The sequence below is a fragment of the Litoreibacter ponti genome, from assembly GCF_003054285.1.
Lineage (GTDB): Bacteria > Pseudomonadota > Alphaproteobacteria > Rhodobacterales > Rhodobacteraceae > Litoreibacter > Litoreibacter ponti.
The window spans coordinates 1,826,016-1,845,584 of record NZ_QBKS01000001.1 but is presented as its reverse complement, the minus strand read 5'-3'; the positions used below and the strand labels follow the sequence as shown (position 1 = coordinate 1,845,584).

The following is a 19,569-nucleotide window of genomic DNA, read 5'->3' as shown; positions in this document are numbered from 1 at the left end:
ATGGGTAAGGACAAGAACCCCCGCCGCGTGGCCGACAACGAAGCCATGGCGAAACTGCGCATGCTTCGGACCTCGCCGCAGAAACTGAACCTCGTGGCGCAGCTGATCCGCGGCAAGAAGGTCGACAAGGCTCTGGCCGACCTGACCTTCTCCAAGAAGCGGATCTCGGACGACGTGAAGAAATGCCTTCAGTCGGCCATCGCGAATGCCGAGAACAACCACAACCTCGACGTCGACGACCTGATCGTGGCCGAGGCCTATGTGGGCAAGAACCTGACGATGAAGCGCGGACGCCCCCGGGCCCGTGGCCGTTTTGGCAAAATCGTCAAGCCGTTCTCCGAGCTGACCATCAAAGTGCGCCAAGTTGAGGAGCAAGCATAATGGGTAACAAAGTTAACCCCATCGGGATGCGCCTGCAGGTCAACCGCACCTGGGACAGCCGCTGGTACGCCAACTCCGCCGATTTCGGCGACCTGCTGCTCGAAGACGTGCGCATGCGCGAATTCATCAAGGAAGAGTGCAAGCAGGCCGGCATCAGCCGCGTGATCATTGAGCGTCCGCACAAGAAGTGCCGCGTCACGATCCACACCGCCCGTCCGGGCGTCATCATCGGCAAGAAAGGCGCAGACATCGAAGGCCTGCGTCGCAAGCTGGCCGCGTTCACCGACAGCGAGCTGCATCTCAACATCGTTGAGGTCCGCAAGCCCGAGCTGGACGCCGCCCTGGTGGGTGAAAGCATCGCCCAGCAGCTGGAGCGCCGGGTGTCCTTCCGCCGCGCCATGAAGCGCGCCGTGCAGAACGCCATGCGCATGGGTGCGCTCGGCATCCGCGTGAACCTCGCCGGCCGCCTTGGCGGCGCCGAGATCGCCCGGACCGAGTGGTACCGCGAGGGCCGCGTGCCCCTGCACACCCTGCGGGCCGATATCGATTACGCACACGTCGAAGCGATGACCGCCTATGGCATCATCGGGATCAAGACCTGGATCTTCAAAGGCGAGATCATGGAACATGACCCCCAGGCGCGTGACCGTAAAGCACAGGAACTCCAGGATGGCCCAGCACCTCGCGGTGCAGGCGGCCGTCGCTAAGGAGGATTGATCAATGCTGCAACCAAAACGCACCAAGTTCCGCAAGATGCACAAGGGCCGGATCCACGGTCTGGCGAAGGGCGGGTCTGACCTGAACTTCGGCACCTACGGTCTGAAAGCCACCGAGCCTGAGCGTGTCACCGCGCGCCAGATTGAGGCCGCCCGCCGTGCCATGACGCGCCACATGAAGCGTCAGGGCCGCGTCTGGATCCGCATCTTCCCGGACCTGCCGGTGACCTCCAAGCCGATCGAGGTTCGGATGGGTAAAGGTAAGGGCTCTGTGGACTTCTGGGCCTGCAAAGTGAAGCCCGGTCGGATGATGTTCGAGATCGACGGCGTCGCCGAGCCCATCGCCCGCGAGGCCCTGCGCCTCGCCGCGATGAAGCTGCCGGTCAAGACCCGTGTGGTTGTCAGAGAAGATTGGTAAATTTTCTCTGCGTGCGCGGCAGGTGATCTCGGACAGCGAAATCACCGAGAGCATCGCCCGGTAGAAATAGAGGCCCCCGCTGAGAAATCAGCGGGGGCTTTTTGTCTTTGTAGGCACCGCGATCGAAAGACAGCTTTGAGCCCAAAGTGCAGTCGAATGACACCGCGCAACTTCTGACCCGATCTAGAGATCATCTTCGCCTTCTTCATCGTCTTCAGACCATAGAAGTGCACCTTTTGGGTCTCTTGGATCATAGCGATAGAACCACGCTGATCTCATTTTTGGAGAGTCGTGGATGATCAAACTCCCGCCGTCAAATTCGAGAACAAGGCGACGATCATCAGGTGCGGATACTGACTTGATCCGTTGGCGCAATATTGGTTCGACGGTCAATAACTTTCTGTTTCCTGAGGCTTGGACGTCGTAAACATAATCTTGGTCTTCGGCTTTCCCGACAAACTCGAAACGATACGACACGTTGAGCAGGCAGTTGCCTCCCTCAAACCAGAGCATGACATGGTACTTGTCGATGGTGACCTGGTATAATTCCCAAGTCATCAACTCGGTCTTTAGCTTTTCGAGCCTTGCAGGATCACCATACCCAAGTGTCATGCTGTGATTGTTGAGTAGAATTCAGACGAATGTCAAAGGCAGCTTTGTCCCGCAATGCGGACACTCTATTCCCACCGATAGTTAAAGCTCACGGACACCCGCTCTTCTTCCGCCATGTTCATCGGCACCTCATGGCGCAGCCAGCTTTCCCACAGCAGCACGTCGCCCACGGCGGGTGCCATGTAGATAAACTGCCGCATCTCCTCGCGGGCGTCTGTCGCGCGGGCGGGGGCGGCCATCATCATCTGGCTGCGCGGGTCCTCGAACTTAATGGCCGACGCGCCTTCGGGCATGGCGACATAGGTTGTGCCGGATACCACCGAGTGCGGGTGGATGTGGGACGTATGGATGCCGCCCTCCGGCAGGATATTGATCCACAGATCCTCCAGCACCAGATTGCGCCCGTCGAGGTCGAACTGCGCATCCTCGGCGAAGGCCGCGACATGGGTGTCGAGCTGATCCACGAGGTCCTTGAAGATCGGGAACCGCCAAGGCAGGTCGGTTAGCGAGGCGTAGGAGGTATAGCCCGGAAACCCCTCCCGCTCGCACCACTCTTGGCCCGCCTCGTCATCCTCGGCGATGGAATAGCAGGACGCTTCCATCTCGCTCGGGTCGATGCCCTTGAGTTGGGCGTGGTAGAGGCGGGTGACGAAGAGGGATCGGATATTGGCCAAAATCTATCCTGACTTGAAAATCGGGGCTCTCGCGTATATACATGCAGATACACGAAAGGGCAACGCCATGATCGAAACCAAAATCCGCAAGGTCGGCAATTCCGCCGTGATGACGCTGACCAGCGAGATGCTGGCGCTGCTGGATGCCAAGGAAGGCGACAGCCTATTCGTGGTGCGCGGCGATGATGGCGGGCTGCGGATCATGGTGCAGGACCCGTCCCTGAAATCCGTACTCGATGCGGCGGAGCAGGTGATGGATGAGAACCGCGAGGCGCTTCAAAAGCTCGCATGACCGAGCCTGTCTGGGTGCCCATCGCCGCCGCTATCACAATTCACGACCGGCAAATCTCCCGCCATGGTGGGGCGGCGGGCCTACGCGATCTGGGCCTGCTCGAGGCCGCCATGGGGCGGCCGGTCAACAAGTGGCAATACGGCACGACCGACCTTTTCGAGCTTGCCGCGGCCTACGCGTTCGGGATCGCCAAGGCCCACGCCTTTATCGACGGCAACAAGCGCACGGCGCTTGTCTGCGCGCTGACCTTTCTGCTGGCCAATGGCGTGCATGTGCGGCGCGAGACCGACGACACCGTGCGCGCCATCGAGGACGTCGCCCGTGACGCGATGAGCGAGACGGAGTTTGCTGGATGGCTCAGAGACGGGCGGATATCCGACTGAACGACGTAGCTTTATAAATAGGGCACAAAAACTCCACGGACCCCCTTGCTTTATGTCGGGGAGGGGCCTAAACGCACCACTTCACCACCCACTCCACCGGAATCAGGGTGACCTCGGCTATGGGGCCCTCCGGTGTTTGAAAAAGGAAAACGGCTATGAACGCCAGCGAGCTTCGCGAGAAGACCGCGGACCAGCTCAATGATGAGCTTGTCGCGCTGAAGAAGGAAGCCTTCAACCTGCGCTTCCAGCAGGCCACCGGCCAGCTTGAGAACACCGCCCGCATGCGCAGCGTCAAACGTGACGCCGCCCGGGTCAAAACAATCCTGAACGAAAAGGCGAAAGCCGCAGCTGGGGAGGCCTCCTAATGCCCAAGCGTATCCTGCAAGGCACCGTGACCTCGGACCAGAACGCGCAGACCGTGACCGTCTCCGTGGAGCGCCGCTTCCGCCACCCCGTTCTGAAGAAGACCATCCGTAAGTCCAAGAAGTACCGGGCTCACGACGAGAACAACACGTTCAAGACCGGCGACAGCGTCCGCATTCAGGAATGCGCGCCGAAGTCGAAGACCAAACGCTGGGAAGTGCTCGTCGAGAGCTGAAGCCCAACTTAATTCGAAACCCTGGGGCGGAGGCATCCGTCCCCAAAGGTCGGGAGACAATCAATGATCCAGATGCAAACCAACCTGGATGTTGCTGACAACAGCGGCGCTCGCCGTGTTCAGTGCATCAAGGTGCTGGGTGGGTCCAAGCGGAAATACGCGAGTGTCGGTGACATCATCGTCGTGTCCGTGAAGGAAGCCATCCCGCGCGGTCGCGTGAAGAAAGGCGACGTCCGCAAGGCCGTCGTCGTGCGCACCGCCAAAGAGGTGCGTCGCGAAGATGGCACCGCCATCCGCTTCGACCGCAACGCAGCCGTCATCCTCAATAACAACAATGAGCCGATCGGCACCCGTATCTTCGGCCCGGTGGTTCGCGAGCTGCGCGGCAAGAACTTCATGAAAATCATTTCGCTCGCCCCGGAGGTGCTGTGACATGGCTGCTAAACTGAAAAAGGGCGACAAGGTCGTCGTGCTCACCGGCAAGGACAAGGGCAAAGAGGGCACCATTACCTCTGTGGACCCGAAGGCCGGCAAGGCCATTGTGGACGGCATCAACATTGCCATCCGCCACGTGCGCCAGAGCCAGAACAGCCAAGGTGGCCGCGTGCCGCAGGCGATGCCCATCCAACTGAGCAACCTCTCCCTGCTTGACGCCAACGGCAAGCCCACCCGCGTGGGCTTCAAGATGGACGGCGACAAGAAGGTGCGGTTTGCCAAGACCACAGGGGACGTGATCGATGCTTGACGACGCCACCTACACCCCGCGGCTGAAGACGCTCTACAAGGACAGCATCCGCGCTGCCATGAAAGAGGAATTCGGCTACAAGAACGACATGCAGATCCCGCGCCTGGACAAGATCGTCCTGAACATTGGCGCAGGCAAAGCGGCCGTGAAGGACAGCAAGAAGCCCGCGGGCGCCGCAGCTGACCTGACCGCCATCGCCGGGCAAAAAGCCATGGTGACCCGCGCCAAGAAATCCATCGCCGGCTTCCGGGTCCGCGAAGAGATGCCCCTTGGCGCCAAGGTGACCCTGCGCGGCGAGCGCATGTACGAGTTCCTGGACCGTCTGATCACCATCGCGCTGCCCCGCGTCCGCGACTTCCGCGGCGTGAACGGCAAGTCGTTCGACGGCCGTGGCAACTACGCCATGGGCCTCAAGGAGCACATCGTGTTCCCCGAGATCGACTTCGACAAGATCGACGAGGCCTGGGGCCTGGACATCGTAATCTGCACCACCGCATCCACCGACGCGGAAGCGAAGAGCCTGTTGAAAGCGTTCAACATGCCCTTCACAAGCTGAGCCGCGGGAAGGAACCGAAGACATGGCTAAGAAAGCAATGATTGAACGCGAGAAGAAGCGCGAGAAGCTGGTGAAGAAGTATGCCGCCAAGCGCGCCGCCCTTCTGGCGATCGCCAACGACCGCGAAAAGCCGATGGAAGAGCGCTTCAAGGCGCGCCTGAAGCTCGCTGAACTGCCGCGCAACAGCTCGGCTACCCGTCTGCACAACCGTTGCCAACTGACCGGCCGCCCCCACGCTTACTACCGTAAGCTGAAGGTCTCCCGGATCATGCTGCGCGATCTGGGCTCCGCTGGCCTGATCCCCGGCATGGTAAAGTCGAGCTGGTAAGGAGGGCATTAGATTATGAACGATCCTATCGCAGATATGCTCACCCGCATCCGCAACTCGCAGCTGCGCGGCAAGGCAACCGTGGAAACCCCCGCCTCCAAGCTTCGCGCCTGGGTGCTGGATGTGCTGGCCGACGAAGGCTACATCCGCGGCTATGAGAAAACGACCGGCAAGGACGGCCACCCGGCCCTGTCGATCGAGCTCAAGTATTACGAAGGCACTCCTGTCATTCGCGAATTGAAGCGGGTCTCCAAGCCCGGTCGTCGCGTCTACATGGGCGCCAAGGACATCCCCGTGGTCCGTCAGGGCCTGGGCGTGTCGATTGTCAGCACGCCCCGCGGCGTGATGTCGGATGCAAATGCTCGCAGCCAGAACGTCGGCGGCGAAGTGCTTTGCACGGTCTTCTAAGGAGCGCCCAGTATGTCTCGTATTGGTAAAAAACCGGTCGATCTGCCCTCGGGCGTCACCGCATCCGTCTCCGGCCAGACCATTGAAGTGAAGGGCCCCAAGGGCACCCGCAGCTTCAAGGCCACCGACGACGTGAGCCTGTCCGTCGAGGACAACGTGGTGACCATCACGCCTCGCGGCTCCTCCAAGCGGGCCCGCCAGCAGTGGGGCATGAGCCGCACGATGGTGGCCAACCTGGTGACCGGCGTGACCGACGGCTTCAAGAAAGAGCTCGAGATCCAGGGCGTGGGTTACCGCGCCGCGATGGAGGGCAACAAGCTGAAGCTGAACCTCGGCCTGTCCCACGATGTGGTCTATGAGGTGCCCGCCGGCGTGACCGTCGCGGCCCCCAAGCCCACCGAGATCGTGATCGAGGGGATCGATGAGCAGGAAGTCGGCCAAGTGGCCGCCAACATCCGCGCCTGGCGCAAGCCCGAGCCCTACAAGGGCAAAGGCATCCGCTACAAGGGCGAGTTCATCTTCCGCAAAGAAGGGAAGAAGAAGTAATGGCTAACAGCAAACGTGATCTGTTCATCAAACGCCGCCTGCGCGTTCGGAACAAGCTGCGCAAGGTCAACGCCGGGCGCATGCGTCTGTCGGTGCACCGCTCCTCCAAGAACATCAGCGTCCAGCTGATCGACGATGTGAACGGCACCACCGTGGCCTCCGCATCCACGCTCGAAAAGGGCCTGGGTCTGGTCGGCAAGAACAACGTCGAGGCCGCCACCAAGATCGGCACCGAGATCGCCGCACGCGCCAAGAAAGCTGGCGTGACCGAGGCGTATTTCGACCGCGGTGGCTTCCTGTTCCACGGCAAGGTGAAGGCCTTGGCCGACGCCGCCCGTGAGGGTGGCCTGAAGATCTAAGACCTGCAGGGGGCGCTTCGCGGTGCCCCCTCGATGATCCGGGAGCCTCGGCTCACTGGGATCGAGTAAAACAGCGTCCGCCGGACGCACGATGTAAAGGAATTGCCAAATGGCAAGAGAACCAGGACGGGGCCGCCGCGATCGCGACGAGACTCCGGAATTCGCAGACCGCCTCGTTGCGATCAACCGTGTGTCCAAGACCGTGAAGGGTGGTAAGCGCTTCGGCTTCGCAGCCCTCGTGGTTGTGGGCGACCAAAAAGGCCGCGTCGGCTTTGGCAAGGGCAAGGCCAAGGAGGTCCCCGAGGCTATCCGCAAAGCCACCGAGCAAGCCAAGCGCCAGATGATCCGCGTCCCGCTGCGCGAAGGCCGCACCCTGCACCACGACACCAAAGGTCGCCATGGTGCTGGCAAGGTCGTCATGCGCACCGCGCCGCAAGGTACCGGCATCATCGCCGGTGGTCCGATGCGCGCCGTGTTCGAGATGCTGGGTGTTCAGGACGTGGTGGCCAAGTCCATCGGCTCCCAGAACCCCTACAACATGATCCGTGCCACGCTGAACGGCCTCGTCAACGAAGCCTCCCCGCGTATGGTCGCACAGCGTCGCGGCAAGAAAGTCGCCGATATCCTGAAGTCCGACGCCCCTGCCGCTGACACCGCCGAGGCCGCCCCGGCCGAAGCCGAAGCGTAAGGAGATCTGATCCATGGCTAAAACGATCGTCGTCAAGCAAATCGGCTCCCCGATCCGCCGCCCTGCCAAGCAGCGCGCGACCCTAGTGGGCCTGGGCCTGAACAAGATGCACAAGACCCGCGAGCTGGAGGACACCCCCTCCGTGCGCGGCATGGTCGACAGCATCCCGCACCTCGTCGAGATCATCGAAGAGCGCGGCTAAGCCCTGTTCGCACCCCGCAGCTGCGGGGGCCAAGACATCTAAAACGCCCTGCGGAAACGCGGGGCGTTTTGCGTTTCCGGGACGCGAGCGGGTCCCAGGCGGTCTTCCGGGTGCGGGCCAGCCGGATCAATGGACTTGCACAGCAAAACCGTGAACAAAGACCCCCATGTCATGTACGTACCGATTGGCGAAGCAGCGCGACGGCGAAGCCTGCGCCCGGATTATTCAGGACTGGGCCACAGAGACGCCGTGGCTGGGCCCGGTCAACAGTTTCGAGCAGCTGGTCGAGTTCTGGGCTGGCTGCCTACACAACGTCGAGACGTCTTGGGTCGCCGAAGTGGACGGCAAAGTCGTAGGTTTTTGTGTGCGCGAGGACGACAACCTCTCCGGGCTCTACGTGGCCCGCGGCTTTCGCGACCTTGGCATCGGCAAACAGCTGCTCGATTTGGCCAAGGAAGACCGCGACTGGATCACCGTCTGGGCCTATGACGAGAATCCGCGGGCCCGAGAATTCTACCGCCGCGAAGGCTGCGTCGAAATCTCTCGCGAAGTCGAAGAGGACACGCGCCTGATCGACGTCGAGCATCGCTGGACAAGATCAAAGTAATTCACCGTGCGTCGTACAGAATCGCGCTATGTTTCCCGTAGACGGCCCATTGAAACGCTTCAGGGAGACCCTCAGCATGACCCAAGACACCCAAAAAGCCCCGCGCAAGAAGGCATCTGACTTCCACCCGCGCATCCTCGAGATTTTTGACGGCTACGTGCATGGCAAGATCTCCAAACGGCAATTCATCACGCAGGCGGGCAAATATGCGGCCGTTGGCGTGACTGGGGCCATGTTGCTCGACCAATTGAAGCCGGATTACGCGCTGGCCCAGCAGGTGGCGCCCGACGATCCCGAAATCACGACCGAGGTGGTCACCTATCAAAGCCCCGACGGTCATGGCGAGATCAGCGGCCTGATGGCCAAGCCCGCGAATGCCACGGGCAAGCTGCCCGCGGTACTGGTGGTTCACGAGAACCGCGGCCTGAACCCCTATATCGAAGACGTCGTGCGCCGCGCGGCCAAGGCGGGCTACCTCGCGTTCGGGCCGGATGGGCTATCGCCCCTCGGCGGCTACCCCGGCACCGACGAAGAAGGGCGCGAGATGCAGCGCTCGATGGATCGGGCCAAGCTGATGGAGGATTTCTTCGCCGCGTTCGAGTTCCTGCGCGACCATGATGGCAGCACCGGCAAGGTGGGCGCGGTTGGGTTCTGCTACGGCGGCGGCGTGTGCAACGCGTTGGCGGTCGCCTATCCGGAGCTTGCGGCCTCTGTCCCGTTTTACGGCCGCCAGCCGGACGCCGCGGATGTGCCCGCGATCGAGGCGCCGCTGATGATCCAATATGCAGGGCTCGACGAGCGCATCAACGCGGGCTGGCCCGCCTATTCCGAGGCGCTGAAGGCCAACCAGAAGGAATTCAGCGTGCACTTTTATCCGGATGTAAACCACGGCTTCCACAACGACACGACCCCCCGCTACGATGCCGAGGCCGCGTCGCTGGCCTGGAAGCGCACGCTGGCGTTCTTCGACACGCATCTGACGGCCTGATCTGTCGGCGGCCGGGCTTGCAACCGGCAGGCGGCTCGGGGAAAGTTTCGACATAGATCGGAGGTGAGCCATGTCGTCAGACGACACTCAAGTGCTCACCGGCAGGTGCCTGTGCGGTGCCTGCCGATTTGAGCTGACCGGCCCGCATAATTTCGTGGGCCATTGCCATTGTGAAAGCTGCCGCCGGGCGACGGCCTCGCCCATGACGACCTGGATCGGGCAAGAGAATGGCAGCTGGCGCTTTACTGGCATTGAGCCTACGCGCTTTTTCAGCAGCCCCGGCAACGAGCGCGGCTTTTGCCCCAAATGCGGCTCGCCGATGTTCTTCCGGGCCGACCGCTTCCCCAACGAGGTGCATTTCTACGCGGCCTTGCTGGACGACCCCGAGGCGGTGACGCCCGCGGCGCAGTACCATTTCGACGAGGTGCTGTCCTGGATGCATTTGGCGGATGGCCCGCCGCCCAAGTAGCCCAGTAACGGAGCGCTGATGCGCAAGATTAAATATTTCTACTCCGCCCATTCGGCCTATGCCTATCTGGGCTCGGCCGCGCTGTTGGAGATTTGCGTGCGCCATGACTGCGTGCTGGTTCACAAGCCGATCCTGCTCAGCCCCGTGGTCGAGGCGGTGGGCGGGCTGCCCTTCGCGGCGCGCACCCAGCCCCATGTCGACTATTTCTTCGGACGCGAACTGGAACGCTGGGCGGAGCTGCGCGGCGTGCCGATCATCAACCACCGCCCGACCCACCATGACAACCCGCTGCACCTGCCCAACGGGGTGATCATTGCGACGCCTGAGGCGCTGCGCGATCAGATGGCCCATGCGATCCTAAAGGCCCACTGGCGCGATGATGCGGATATCGCCGATGACGGGACGCTGATCGCCTTGGCAGAGAGGCTGGGGCTCGACGGCGCCGGATTGGTGCGCGCGGCGCTGGAGCCTGCCGTGCAAGCACAGCTTGACGCCTACACCGAAGAGGCAATCGCGCGGTCGGTCTTTGGCTCGCCCTGCTACTTTCTGGACGGCGAGATGTTCTACGGCCAAGACCGGCTGGACATCTTGGCCCGCGCGCTCGAGCGGCCTTTCGCGCCCGCCCGCTTCACCAACCCGCCCGTGGACCCGTCATGAAGTTTTGAGCGGGGCAAGGCCGTTGGAACGGCCTTGGTCACGGCTCTTGCAAGAGCCGTGCGCCGGCCCGGGCAACTTGCGACTTGCGCGACTGCGCATGTTTCCCTAAACACCCCCGGTGGCCCGCCAAGGGCCCGACTCAACAATCAAGAAACGCCGCGTTTGGTCCATTTCGCTTCGAGGACCAATTCCGGCTTAAGGAGAAGCGATATGAAACTGCACGAACTTCGTGACAACCCCGGTGCGACCAAAACCAAAAAGCGCGTGGGCCGTGGCCCGGGCTCTGGCAAGGGTAAAATGGGTGGCCGTGGTATCAAGGGTCAGAAATCCCGCTCGGGTGTGGCTCTGAACGGCTACGAGGGTGGCCAAATGCCGCTCTACATGCGTCTGCCCAAGCGTGGCTTCAACAAGCCCAACCGCAAGAAATTCGCTGTCGTGAACCTCGGCCTCATCCAGAAGTTCATCGACGCCAAGAAGCTTGAGACCAAAGGCGAGATCACCGAGGACGCGTTGGTCGAGAGCGGCCTTGTGCGCCGCAAGCTCGACGGTGTGCGCATCCTGGCCAAGGGTGAGTTCTCCGCCAAGGTGACCCTGACGGTCACCGGCGCCTCCAAGTCGGCCGTCGAGGCCGTCGAGAAGGCCGGCGGCAAGCTCAACACCGCCGCGGTCGCTGCCGAATAAACCTTGTGAGCGGCCCGCGCGCCGCCTACATACATCAAAGTTTCCAGCGCCGCGACGGGAAGCCCCGGCCGCGGCGCTGCGCATAAAGAACACAGGGATACCGAGCATATGGCCTCAGCCGCCGAGCAAATGGCATCGAACATGAGCTGGTCCGCCTTCGGGAAGGCCACCGAGCTTCGCCAGCGCATCCTCTTCACCATCGGTCTGCTGATCGTCTACCGCCTGGGCACCTATATCCCGGTGCCGGGCATTGACCCGGTCGCCCTGCAGCAATTCGTCGAGCAGGCCGCGGCCGGTATCGGCGGCATCCTGAACATGTTCACCGGCGGCGCCATTGGCCGCATGGGGCTCTTTGCTTTGGGCATTATGCCCTACATCTCGGCCTCGATCATCGTTCAGCTGATGACCGCCATGGTCCCGCAACTGGAACAGCTGAAGAAAGAGGGCGAACAGGGGCGCAAGAAGATCAACCAGTACACGCGCTACGGCACCGTGTTCCTTGCAACGCTGCAGGCCTATGGTCTGGCGGCGGGGCTCGAGGGCTCCGGCCTTGTGGTCGATCCCGGCTGGTTCTTCCGCATCTCCTGCGTGATCACGCTGGTGGGCGGCACCATGTTCCTGATGTGGCTGGGCGAACAGATCACCGCGCGCGGCATCGGCAACGGTATCTCGCTGATCATCTTCGTGGGCATCATCGCAGAGGTCCCCGCGGCGCTGGCGCAGTTCTTTGCGCAAGGCCGCTCCGGCTCGATCTCGCCCGCCGTCATCATCGGCGTGCTGCTGGTGGTGATCGCCACGATCACCTTCGTGGTGTTTATGGAGCGCGCGCTGCGCAAGATCCACATTCAGTACCCCCGCCGTCAGGTGGGTATGAAGGTCTATGACGGCGGCTCCAGCCACCTGCCGGTCAAGGTCAACCCGTCGGGCGTGATCCCGGCGATCTTCGCCTCGTCGCTTCTGTTGCTGCCCACCACGGTCTCGACCTTCTCGGGCAACCAGACCAGCCCGTTCATGGCGACCGTTCTGGCCTATTTTGGCCCCGGACAGCCGCTCTATCTGGCGTTCTTTACGGCGATGATCGTGTTCTTCGCCTATTTCTACACCTTCAACGTGGCCTTCAAGCCCGAGGAAGTGGCCGAGAACCTCAAGTCGCAAAACGGCTTCGTGCCGGGCATCCGCCCCGGCGAGGCGACGGCGGAGTATCTGGAATATGTGGTCAACCGCGTGCTGGTTCTGGGCGCCGCCTATCTGGCCGCCGTCTGCCTGCTGCCCGAGATCCTGCGTGCTCAGCTCGCGATCCCGTTCTACTTCGGCGGCACATCGGTGCTGATTGTGGTTTCGGTGACGATGGACACGATCCAGCAGGTGCAGTCCCACATGCTGGCCCATCAGTATGAGGGCCTGATCGAGAAGTCCCAGCTGCGTGGCAAGAAGCGCGGCGGCAAGTCGAAAGGGCCATCGCGTCGATGAACATTATTCTGCTGGGACCGCCGGGGGCGGGCAAGGGCACCCAGGCCCGCAAGCTGGTGGCCGAGCGCAATATGGTTCAGCTGTCGACCGGTGACATGCTGCGCGACGCGCGCAGTTCGGGCACCGAGATGGGCAACAAGGTCGCCGCGATCATGGATGCGGGCCAGCTGGTCACAGACGAGATCGTCATCGGCCTGATCGAGGAGAAGCTCGAGGGCGACCATGCTGGCGGCTTCATCTTCGACGGCTTCCCCCGAACGCTCGGTCAGGCGGACGCGCTGGGCGCGCTGCTTGAGAAGCACGGCACGAAGCTTTATGCGGTGATCGAGATGGCGGTGGATGACGAGGCGCTGGTCGCCCGCATCACGGCGCGCTCAACCTGCGGCAGCTGCGGTGAGGTCTACAATGACAACACCAAGCCGATTCCGGCGGATGGCAAATGTTCCAACTGCGGCGGCACAGAGTTCAAGCGCCGCGCCGACGACAACGCGGAAAGCCTGCGCACCCGGCTGATGGAGTACTACAAGAAGACATCGCCGCTGCTGGGCTATTACTACGCCAAAGGCGACCTGCGCAGCATTGACGGCCTGGGCGAAATCGACGCTGTCGCGGCCTCGATCGCCGCTGTTCTCGACGGCTGATCCCGGGCGCATTTTTCTGACAAGAAAAATGCCAAAGGCCCTTCGAAGGGCCTTCCACCGTCCCAAGGGTTGACGCCCCGGCCCGATGGGCCTAAAGCGCACCATCCCATACGGGAATCGCGCCTCACCGGCCTAGCTAGCCAGAGACGCCGAGTATCTTAACCGCAAGCCCGAAGGCTCTAAAAGCCGTCGGGCTTACATCGTGAAAAAAGGGCCTGGTGTTACGGGCCCGCGAGACAAAAGGAATTGCCAATTGGCACGTATTGCTGGCGTTAACCTGCCTGACGCGAAACGCGTCCCCATCGCTCTCACCTATATCACCGGGATCGGCCACACCTCCGCGAAAGCGATCTGTGAGGCCGTGGGCATCGATGCCTCGACCCGCATGAACGACCTGTCCGACGCAGACGTTCTGAAGATCCGTGAGCACATCGACGAGAACTACACCGTCGAGGGCGACCTGCGCCGCGAGACCACCATGAACATCAAGCGTTTGATGGACCTGGGCTGCTACCGTGGCCTGCGCCACCGCCGCAACCTGCCCGTGCGCGGCCAGCGCACCCACACCAACGCTCGTACCCGCAAAGGCCCCGCAAAGGCCATTGCCGGCAAGAAGAAGTAAGGGGAGGTCTGATCCATGGCACGCGAAAAACGCACCGCTAAGAAGAAGGTCCGCAAGAACATCGCCGCAGGTGTGGCGCATGTGAACTCGTCCTTCAACAACACCAAAATCCTGATCTCTGACGTGCAGGGCAACGCCATTTCGTGGTCGTCCGCTGGCACCATGGGCTTCAAGGGCTCGCGTAAGTCGACGCCCTACGCCGCCCAGATGGCCGCCGAAGATGCAGGCCGCAAGGCTCAGGAACACGGCGTCAAGACGCTGGAAGTCGAAGTGCAGGGCCCCGGCTCTGGCCGCGAGAGCGCCCTGCGCGCCCTGGCCGCCGCTGGCTTCCAGATCTCGTCGATCCGCGACGTGACCCCGATGGCACACAATGGTTGCCGTCCGCCGAAGCGCCGCCGCGTCTAAGCACAGATATTACTTCGCGCGGTCCCTGCCCTGAAATGGGCAGGGTCCGTGTTTGTCATTTCAACCTCGAGTGGTCCCGGATTTGGACATGATCCGCGGCCGAGCATGGAGGCGACACACATGATCCACAAGAATTGGCAAGAGCTGATCAAGCCCACCCAGCTGGACATCAAGCCCGGCAACGATCCCGCACGCAAGGCCACCGTCGTGGCCGAGCCGCTGGAGCGGGGCTTCGGCCTGACCATGGGCAACGCGCTGCGCCGCGTGCTGATGAGCTCCCTGCAGGGTGCCGCGATCACCAGCGTCCAGATCGACAACGTGCTGCACGAGTTCAGCTCGATCGCAGGTGTGCGCGAGGACGTCACCGACGTCATCCTGAACCTCAAGGGTGTGGCCATCCGCATGGAAGTCGAAGGGCCCAAGCGCCTGTCGATCTCCGCCAAAGGCCCGGCCGTTGTCACCGCCGGTGACATCTCCGACAGCGCTGGCATCGAAATCCTGAACCGCGACCATGTCGTGTGCCACCTTGATGATGGCGCCGACCTGTTCATGGAGCTGACCGTCAACACCGGCAAAGGCTACGTCTCTGCCGACAAGAACAAGCCCGAAGACGCGCCCATCGGCCTGATCCCGATCGACGCCATCTTCTCGCCGGTCAAGAAAGTCAGCTATGACGTGCAGCCCACCCGCGAGGGCCAGGTGCTGGACTATGACAAGCTGACCATGAAGGTGGAAACCGACGGCTCGATCACGCCGGATGACGCGGTGGCCTATGCCGCGCGCATCCTGCAGGATCAGCTGGGCATCTTCGTCAACTTCGACGAGCCGGAATCGGCCCGCGCGCAGGACGACGAGGACGAGCTGGAGTTCAACCCGCTGCTGCTGAAGAAGGTCGACGAGCTGGAGCTGTCCGTGCGCTCTGCCAACTGCCTGAAGAACGACAATATCGTGTATATTGGCGATCTGATCCAGAAGACCGAGGCAGAGATGCTGCGCACGCCGAACTTCGGCCGCAAGTCGCTCAACGAGATCAAAGAGGTGCTGTCCGGCATGGGCCTGCACCTTGGCATGGATATCGTGGACTGGCCGCCAGAGAACATCGAGGACCTCGCCAAGAAGTTCGAAGACGCGTTCTAAGACACACGTAGGATGGGTGATATCACCCATCCTACCCACAATGCCCGGACTGCCGGGGACCATCTGGGCAATCCCGCCCCAACAGAGGCAGCGACACGCATCGCTGACCCGTACAAAGTATAGATTAGAAGGAACGACAAAATGCGTCACGCACGGGGCTACCGCCGCCTGAACCGCACCCATGAGCACCGCAAGGCGCTCTTTTCCAACATGGCCGGCTCGCTGATCGAGCACGAGCAGATCAAGACGACCCTGCCGAAAGCCAAGGAACTGCGCCCGATCATCGAGAAGATGATCACGCTCGCCAAGCGCGGCGACCTGCACGCCCGCCGCCTGGCCGCGTCCAAGCTGAAGCAGGACAAGGATGTCGCCAAGCTGTTCGAGGTTCTGGGCCCGCGCTACAAGGACCGCCAGGGCGGCTATGTGCGCATCCTGAAGGCCGGCTTCCGCTACGGCGACATGGCGCCAATGGCCATCATCGAGTTCGTCGACCGCGACGTCTCGGCCAAGGGTGCTGCCGACAAGGCCCGCCTGGAGGCAGAGGACGCGTCCTAAACCGCGCGCCTGGTTGAAGAATTTGTGAAGACGCCCTGCCTTGCCGGTGGGGCGTTTTTCGTTGCACGGTGGCCCGAAAAGAGGATGGGGAATGGATCGACGCCTATTCGTGATGTCTGGCCTGGGGCTGGCGGTCAGTGCCTGCGCGCCCGGCCCGCTGGAGGGACCCGCGCCAACGGCGGATGTCGATGCGCTGGCCGCGGGCCTAATGGCGCTCCGCTCCGATGTTGCGGCCTCCGAGGCCGCGCGCGCCGCACGCCTTTCCTACAGCCACACCGCGGCCCTGGCCGAGGCCTACCGGATCACCGATGGTCCTATCATCCATAACCGCAAGGTCAACCGCGGCGAGCGGCCGCGCGGGCTGTGCAGGCACTGGGCCGAGGACATGTCGACCCGGCTCGCGCAGGAGGGGTTCACGACGCTCGACGTGACCCGCGCCATCGCCAATGCCGACAACCCGTTTCGGCTGGAGCATTCCACGACCGTGCTGACGCCGCGGGGTGCTGCGATGGAGGACGGCATGGTCATCGACCCGTGGCGTCTGGCCGGGCGGCTGCATTGGGACACGGTGCGCCAAGACACCCGCTACAAATGGCGGCCCCGCGCCGTGGTGCTGGAGGAAAAGCGCCAAAAGCTGCTGGCAGAGATGGGGCGGCAGGCCTAGCGCGCATTGAATTCACCCCTGCCGCTTGTCATATCTAGCGGGCACAGCCGATGGGGGCCTTTATGCGTATTCTTCTATCCCTGATCCTCAGCCTTGCCCTGGCGCTGCCGCTGGCCGCGCAGACCAAGGTGCCGCAATCGCAGGCGGAGATTTCGCTCAGCTTCGCCCCGCTGGTCAAAGAAGCCGCCCCCGCCGTCGTCAATATCTTCGCCAACCGCGTCGTGCAGCAGGCCGAAAGCCCGTTCCGCGGCAACCCGATGTTTCAGGACATGTTCCGTGACCTGTTCCAGACCCGCCCGCGGATGCAGAACTCGCTGGGCTCCGGCGTCATCCTGTCGGAGGACGGCATCGTTGTCTCCAACTACCACGTGGTCGGCATGGCGACCGAGATCCGCGTGGTGCTCACCGACCGCCGCGAGTTCGAGGCGGACATCCTGCTGGCCGACGAGGACTCGGACCTCGCAATCCTGAAGATCACCTCGGACGCACCCCTGCCGCATCTGGATTTCCGCGACAGCGACGAGGTCGAGGTGGGCGAGCTCGCCCTTGCCATCGGCAACCCGTTCGGCATCGGCCAGACGGTGACATCCGGCATTATCTCCGGCCTTGCGCGGTCTGGTACGGCCACGGGCAATGCGCGCGGCTACTTCCTGCAGACCGATGCGGCGATCAACCCGGGCAATTCCGGCGGCGCGCTGGTGGATGTGAACGGCAAGCTCATTGGCGTTCCGACCTCGATCCTGACCCGCTCGGGCGGCTCGAACGGGGTGGGCTTCGCGATCCCCGCCAATCTGGTCGCGCGCTATGTGGAACAGGCCCGCGCGGGCAATGACAGCTTCGTGCAGCCTTGGGCGGGCATCTTCGGGCAGGCAGTGGACTTTTCACTGGCCGAAGGCTTCGGCCTGACGGTGCCCGAGGGCGTCGTGATCTCGTCCATGCATCCGGTCAGCCCGTTTGCCGAGGCCGGGCTGGCGCTGGGCGACATTGTGCTGAGCGTCGACGGGCAAGCGGTGAACTCGCCCGCCGAGATGCTGTTTCGCATGTCCGTGCGCCCGGTGGGCGACACGATCGCAGTCGAGTACCTGTCCGACGGCACGATCGAGCAGGCGGAGGTTGCGCTGATCGAAGCCCCCGACACGCCCGCCCGCGACGCGCGCGTGATCGAAGACGGGCCGCTGGCGGGGCTTGGCGTCTCGAACATCAACCCCGCCGTGCAGTCAGAGCTGCGCCTGCCGACCTCCATGGACACCGGCGTTGTGGTCACACGCCTGACCGGGCCGCTGCGCCGCCTCGGCCTGCGGGTCGGCGATGTTCTGGACCAGATCAACGGGCTTGAGATCGAAGGCACGGGCGACGTCGCCACCGCCGCCACAATGAACACCCGCCGCTGGCGCGTGGATGGCGTGCGGGGCGGGCAGCGCTTCTCCTACCGGTTCCGCATCTGATGGCGGACCTGTTCGACACGGGCGCGAAGGTTGCGGCCAAGACCCAGCCGCTGGCCGACCGCTTGCGCCCCAAAACCCTGAGCGAGGTCATTGGGCAGGAGCAAGTGCTTGGCCCCGACAGCCCGCTTGGCGTGATGCTGGCCGCCGGCTCGCTGTCGTCGCTGATCTTCTGGGGGCCGCCGGGTGTCGGTAAGACGACCATTGCGCGGCTGCTGGCGGATGAGACGGACCTGCAATTCGTGCAGATCAGCGCGATCTTCACCGGGGTGCCGGACCTGAAGAAAGTGTTCGAGGCGGCGAAGATCAGGCGGCAGAACGGGCAGGGGACCCTGTTGTTCGTCGACGAGATCCACCGTTTCAACAAGGCGCAGCAGGACGGGTTCCTACCGCATATGGAGGACGGCACGATCCTGCTGGTGGGGGCCACGACCGAGAACCCGTCCTTTGAGCTGAACGCCGCTGTGCTGTCCCGCGCGCAGGTGTTGGTGCTGGAACGACTGTCGCTCGCGGACCTCGAGCGGCTCGCGCAGCGGGCGGAGACGGAGCTGGGCAAACCCCTGCCGCTGGACCCGGAAGCGCGCGCCGCGCTTTTGGAGATGGCCGATGGCGACGGGCGGGCGCTTTTGAACCTGATCGAGCAAGTCGGCGCGTGGAGTGTCGAGGGCAAGCTGAACACCGAAGCGCTCGGCAAGCGGCTGATGCGCCGCGCCGCGCAATACGACAAGTCCGGCGACAGCCATTACAATCTGATCTCGGCGCTGCATAAGTCCGTGCGCGGCTCGGACCCAGATGCGTCGCTCTACTGGTTTGCGCGGATGCTGACGGGGGGCGAGGACCCGCGCTATCTGGCCCGCCGCATCACCCGCATGGCGGTCGAAGATATCGGGCTGGCTGACACCCATGCCCACCGCGTCTGCCTTGATGCGTGGGAGACCTACGAGCGGCTCGGCTCGCCCGAAGGCGAGCTGGCGCTGGCGCAAGCGGTGATCTACCTCGCGCTCGCGCCGAAATCGAACGGGGCCTATGTGGGCTACAAGGCGGCGATGAAGGCCGCCAAGCAAACCGGGTCGGAGCCGCCGCCAAAGCACATCCTGAACGCGCCCACCTCGCTGATGAAGGATCAGGGCTATGGCGACGGCTACTCCTATGACCACGACGCAGAGGGCGGCTTTTCGGGGCAGAACTACTTCCCCGACGGGATGAAGCGCGGGGTCTACTACACGCCGGTCGAGCGCGGCTTCGAGCGCGAGCTGAAAAAGCGCGTCGACTACTTCGCCAAGCTGCGCGCGCAACGGCAAACTTGACTCTTCGCCCCCGCGGGC

The 19,569-nt window shown here is 63.0% G+C and carries 32 protein-coding genes; 30 read left to right on the top strand and 2 right to left on the bottom strand.

Going from position 1 to position 19,569, the window contains the following annotated elements; genetic code table 11:
- From rplV to rplP, 3 genes are read left to right on the top strand one after another with little or no spacing between them, the layout of a single operon-like run.
- Entirely contained in the window at positions 1 to 381 is a 381-nt protein-coding gene (rplV, locus tag C8N43_RS09380; RefSeq protein WP_021101961.1) for a 50S ribosomal protein L22, read from the top strand.
- On the top strand, positions 381 to 1,088 hold the full coding sequence (gene rpsC, locus C8N43_RS09375) for a 30S ribosomal protein S3 (protein WP_107845346.1): 708 nt from the start codon (positions 381 to 383) through the stop codon (positions 1,086 to 1,088). The genes rplV and rpsC overlap by 1 nt, the downstream gene beginning before the upstream one ends.
- A 13-nt stretch (positions 1,089 to 1,101) precedes the next feature.
- Positions 1,102 to 1,515 (top strand): 50S ribosomal protein L16, encoded by a 414-nt coding sequence (gene rplP, locus C8N43_RS09370; RefSeq protein WP_107845345.1) that lies wholly within the window; start codon positions 1,102 to 1,104, stop codon positions 1,513 to 1,515.
- A 183-nt stretch (positions 1,516 to 1,698) separates the two neighbouring features.
- On the opposite strand, the gene C8N43_RS09365 is transcribed toward rplP, so the two are convergent.
- Together C8N43_RS09365 and C8N43_RS09360 are read right to left on the bottom strand one after the other, a co-directional pair.
- Complete coding sequence (locus C8N43_RS09365; RefSeq protein ID WP_158269955.1) at positions 1,699 to 2,127, bottom strand: hypothetical protein; 429 nt, start codon at positions 2,125 to 2,127, stop codon at positions 1,699 to 1,701.
- Between the two features lie 65 nt (positions 2,128 to 2,192).
- On the bottom strand, positions 2,193 to 2,801 hold the full coding sequence (locus C8N43_RS09360; protein ID WP_107845343.1) for a 2OG-Fe(II) oxygenase family protein: 609 nt from the start codon (positions 2,799 to 2,801) through the stop codon (positions 2,193 to 2,195).
- A gap of 67 nt (positions 2,802 to 2,868) precedes the next feature.
- Here C8N43_RS09360 and C8N43_RS09355 point away from each other — a divergent pair, with 67 nt between their 5' ends.
- The 27 genes from C8N43_RS09355 (at position 2,869) to C8N43_RS09225 (ending at position 19,551) form a co-directional block, all read left to right on the top strand.
- Positions 2,869 to 3,093: an AbrB/MazE/SpoVT family DNA-binding domain-containing protein gene (locus tag C8N43_RS09355; protein WP_107845342.1), complete on the top strand. Its 225-nt coding sequence runs from the start codon at positions 2,869 to 2,871 to the stop codon at positions 3,091 to 3,093.
- A complete protein-coding gene (locus tag C8N43_RS09350; RefSeq protein ID WP_107845341.1) occupies positions 3,090 to 3,476 on the top strand; it encodes a type II toxin-antitoxin system death-on-curing family toxin in 387 nt (128 codons plus the stop codon). The genes C8N43_RS09355 and C8N43_RS09350 overlap by 4 nt, the downstream gene beginning before the upstream one ends.
- A gap of 155 nt (positions 3,477 to 3,631) precedes the next feature.
- On the top strand, positions 3,632 to 3,841 hold the full coding sequence (rpmC, locus tag C8N43_RS09345) for a 50S ribosomal protein L29 (protein WP_107845340.1): 210 nt from the start codon (positions 3,632 to 3,634) through the stop codon (positions 3,839 to 3,841).
- A complete protein-coding gene (gene rpsQ, locus C8N43_RS09340; protein ID WP_107845339.1) occupies positions 3,841 to 4,074 on the top strand; it encodes a 30S ribosomal protein S17 in 234 nt (77 codons plus the stop codon). The genes rpmC and rpsQ overlap by 1 nt, the downstream gene beginning before the upstream one ends.
- Before the next feature lie 63 nt (positions 4,075 to 4,137).
- A complete protein-coding gene (rplN, locus tag C8N43_RS09335; RefSeq protein ID WP_039523372.1) occupies positions 4,138 to 4,506 on the top strand; it encodes a 50S ribosomal protein L14 in 369 nt (122 codons plus the stop codon).
- A 1-nt stretch (position 4,507) separates the two neighbouring features.
- Positions 4,508 to 4,819, top strand: coding sequence for a 50S ribosomal protein L24 (gene rplX, locus C8N43_RS09330; RefSeq protein WP_107845338.1), 312 nt, complete (start codon positions 4,508 to 4,510; stop codon positions 4,817 to 4,819).
- Positions 4,812 to 5,375: a 50S ribosomal protein L5 gene (gene rplE, locus C8N43_RS09325; RefSeq protein ID WP_107845337.1), complete on the top strand. Its 564-nt coding sequence runs from the start codon at positions 4,812 to 4,814 to the stop codon at positions 5,373 to 5,375. The genes rplX and rplE overlap by 8 nt, the downstream gene beginning before the upstream one ends.
- Before the next feature lie 22 nt (positions 5,376 to 5,397).
- The gene (rpsN, locus tag C8N43_RS09320) at positions 5,398 to 5,703 is read left to right on the top strand and encodes a 30S ribosomal protein S14 (protein ID WP_107845336.1); all 306 of its coding nucleotides are present in this window, start codon (positions 5,398 to 5,400) and stop codon (positions 5,701 to 5,703) included.
- Between the two features lie 15 nt (positions 5,704 to 5,718).
- Positions 5,719 to 6,111, top strand: a complete 393-nt coding sequence (rpsH, locus tag C8N43_RS09315; RefSeq protein WP_107845335.1) for a 30S ribosomal protein S8 — start codon at positions 5,719 to 5,721, stop codon at positions 6,109 to 6,111.
- A gap of 12 nt (positions 6,112 to 6,123) precedes the next feature.
- Positions 6,124 to 6,657: a 50S ribosomal protein L6 gene (rplF, locus tag C8N43_RS09310; RefSeq protein WP_107845334.1), complete on the top strand. Its 534-nt coding sequence runs from the start codon at positions 6,124 to 6,126 to the stop codon at positions 6,655 to 6,657.
- The gene (gene rplR / locus C8N43_RS09305) at positions 6,657 to 7,016 is read left to right on the top strand and encodes a 50S ribosomal protein L18 (protein WP_107845333.1); all 360 of its coding nucleotides are present in this window, start codon (positions 6,657 to 6,659) and stop codon (positions 7,014 to 7,016) included. Before rplF ends, rplR begins: the two co-directional genes overlap by 1 nt.
- Before the next feature lie 109 nt (positions 7,017 to 7,125).
- Positions 7,126 to 7,704 (top strand): 30S ribosomal protein S5, encoded by a 579-nt coding sequence (rpsE, locus tag C8N43_RS09300; protein WP_107845332.1) that lies wholly within the window; start codon positions 7,126 to 7,128, stop codon positions 7,702 to 7,704.
- A gap of 13 nt (positions 7,705 to 7,717) precedes the next feature.
- Positions 7,718 to 7,906 carry a 50S ribosomal protein L30 gene (rpmD, locus tag C8N43_RS09295; protein WP_062217245.1) on the top strand — a complete coding sequence of 63 codons (189 nt, stop codon included), beginning with the start codon at positions 7,718 to 7,720 and terminating at the stop codon, positions 7,904 to 7,906.
- A 166-nt stretch (positions 7,907 to 8,072) separates the two neighbouring features.
- Positions 8,073 to 8,513: a GNAT family N-acetyltransferase gene (locus C8N43_RS09290; RefSeq protein WP_107845331.1), complete on the top strand. Its 441-nt coding sequence runs from the start codon at positions 8,073 to 8,075 to the stop codon at positions 8,511 to 8,513.
- A 76-nt stretch (positions 8,514 to 8,589) separates the two neighbouring features.
- Entirely contained in the window at positions 8,590 to 9,501 is a 912-nt protein-coding gene (gene yghX / locus C8N43_RS09285) for a YghX family hydrolase (RefSeq protein ID WP_107845330.1), read from the top strand.
- Between the two features lie 70 nt (positions 9,502 to 9,571).
- On the top strand, positions 9,572 to 9,970 hold the full coding sequence (locus C8N43_RS09280) for a GFA family protein (RefSeq protein WP_107845329.1): 399 nt from the start codon (positions 9,572 to 9,574) through the stop codon (positions 9,968 to 9,970).
- A gap of 18 nt (positions 9,971 to 9,988) precedes the next feature.
- Positions 9,989 to 10,627 (top strand): 2-hydroxychromene-2-carboxylate isomerase, encoded by a 639-nt coding sequence (locus C8N43_RS09275; protein ID WP_107845328.1) that lies wholly within the window; start codon positions 9,989 to 9,991, stop codon positions 10,625 to 10,627.
- A 210-nt stretch (positions 10,628 to 10,837) separates the two neighbouring features.
- On the top strand, positions 10,838 to 11,308 hold the full coding sequence (gene rplO, locus C8N43_RS09270) for a 50S ribosomal protein L15 (RefSeq protein ID WP_107845327.1): 471 nt from the start codon (positions 10,838 to 10,840) through the stop codon (positions 11,306 to 11,308).
- Between the two features lie 108 nt (positions 11,309 to 11,416).
- Entirely contained in the window at positions 11,417 to 12,778 is a 1,362-nt protein-coding gene (secY, locus tag C8N43_RS09265; protein ID WP_107845326.1) for a preprotein translocase subunit SecY, read from the top strand.
- Positions 12,775 to 13,419 (top strand): adenylate kinase, encoded by a 645-nt coding sequence (locus C8N43_RS09260; RefSeq protein WP_107845325.1) that lies wholly within the window; start codon positions 12,775 to 12,777, stop codon positions 13,417 to 13,419. The genes secY and C8N43_RS09260 overlap by 4 nt, the downstream gene beginning before the upstream one ends.
- 253 nt (positions 13,420 to 13,672) lie before the next feature.
- Positions 13,673 to 14,041 carry a 30S ribosomal protein S13 gene (gene rpsM / locus C8N43_RS09255; protein ID WP_107845324.1) on the top strand — a complete coding sequence of 123 codons (369 nt, stop codon included), beginning with the start codon at positions 13,673 to 13,675 and terminating at the stop codon, positions 14,039 to 14,041.
- A gap of 15 nt (positions 14,042 to 14,056) precedes the next feature.
- Entirely contained in the window at positions 14,057 to 14,446 is a 390-nt protein-coding gene (gene rpsK / locus C8N43_RS09250; protein ID WP_107845323.1) for a 30S ribosomal protein S11, read from the top strand.
- A gap of 120 nt (positions 14,447 to 14,566) precedes the next feature.
- Positions 14,567 to 15,583, top strand: coding sequence for a DNA-directed RNA polymerase subunit alpha (locus C8N43_RS09245; protein ID WP_107845322.1), 1,017 nt, complete (start codon positions 14,567 to 14,569; stop codon positions 15,581 to 15,583).
- A 141-nt stretch (positions 15,584 to 15,724) separates the two neighbouring features.
- Positions 15,725 to 16,138, top strand: coding sequence for a 50S ribosomal protein L17 (gene rplQ, locus C8N43_RS09240; RefSeq protein ID WP_107845321.1), 414 nt, complete (start codon positions 15,725 to 15,727; stop codon positions 16,136 to 16,138).
- A gap of 91 nt (positions 16,139 to 16,229) precedes the next feature.
- On the top strand, positions 16,230 to 16,802 hold the full coding sequence (locus C8N43_RS09235) for a hypothetical protein (RefSeq protein ID WP_107845320.1): 573 nt from the start codon (positions 16,230 to 16,232) through the stop codon (positions 16,800 to 16,802).
- 62 nt (positions 16,803 to 16,864) lie between these two features.
- Positions 16,865 to 18,247 (top strand): trypsin-like peptidase domain-containing protein, encoded by a 1,383-nt coding sequence (locus tag C8N43_RS09230; protein WP_107846310.1) that lies wholly within the window; start codon positions 16,865 to 16,867, stop codon positions 18,245 to 18,247.
- Positions 18,247 to 19,551, top strand: a complete 1,305-nt coding sequence (locus tag C8N43_RS09225) for a replication-associated recombination protein A (protein WP_107845319.1) — start codon at positions 18,247 to 18,249, stop codon at positions 19,549 to 19,551. The genes C8N43_RS09230 and C8N43_RS09225 overlap by 1 nt, the downstream gene beginning before the upstream one ends.
- Positions 19,552 to 19,569 lie beyond the last annotated feature (18 nt).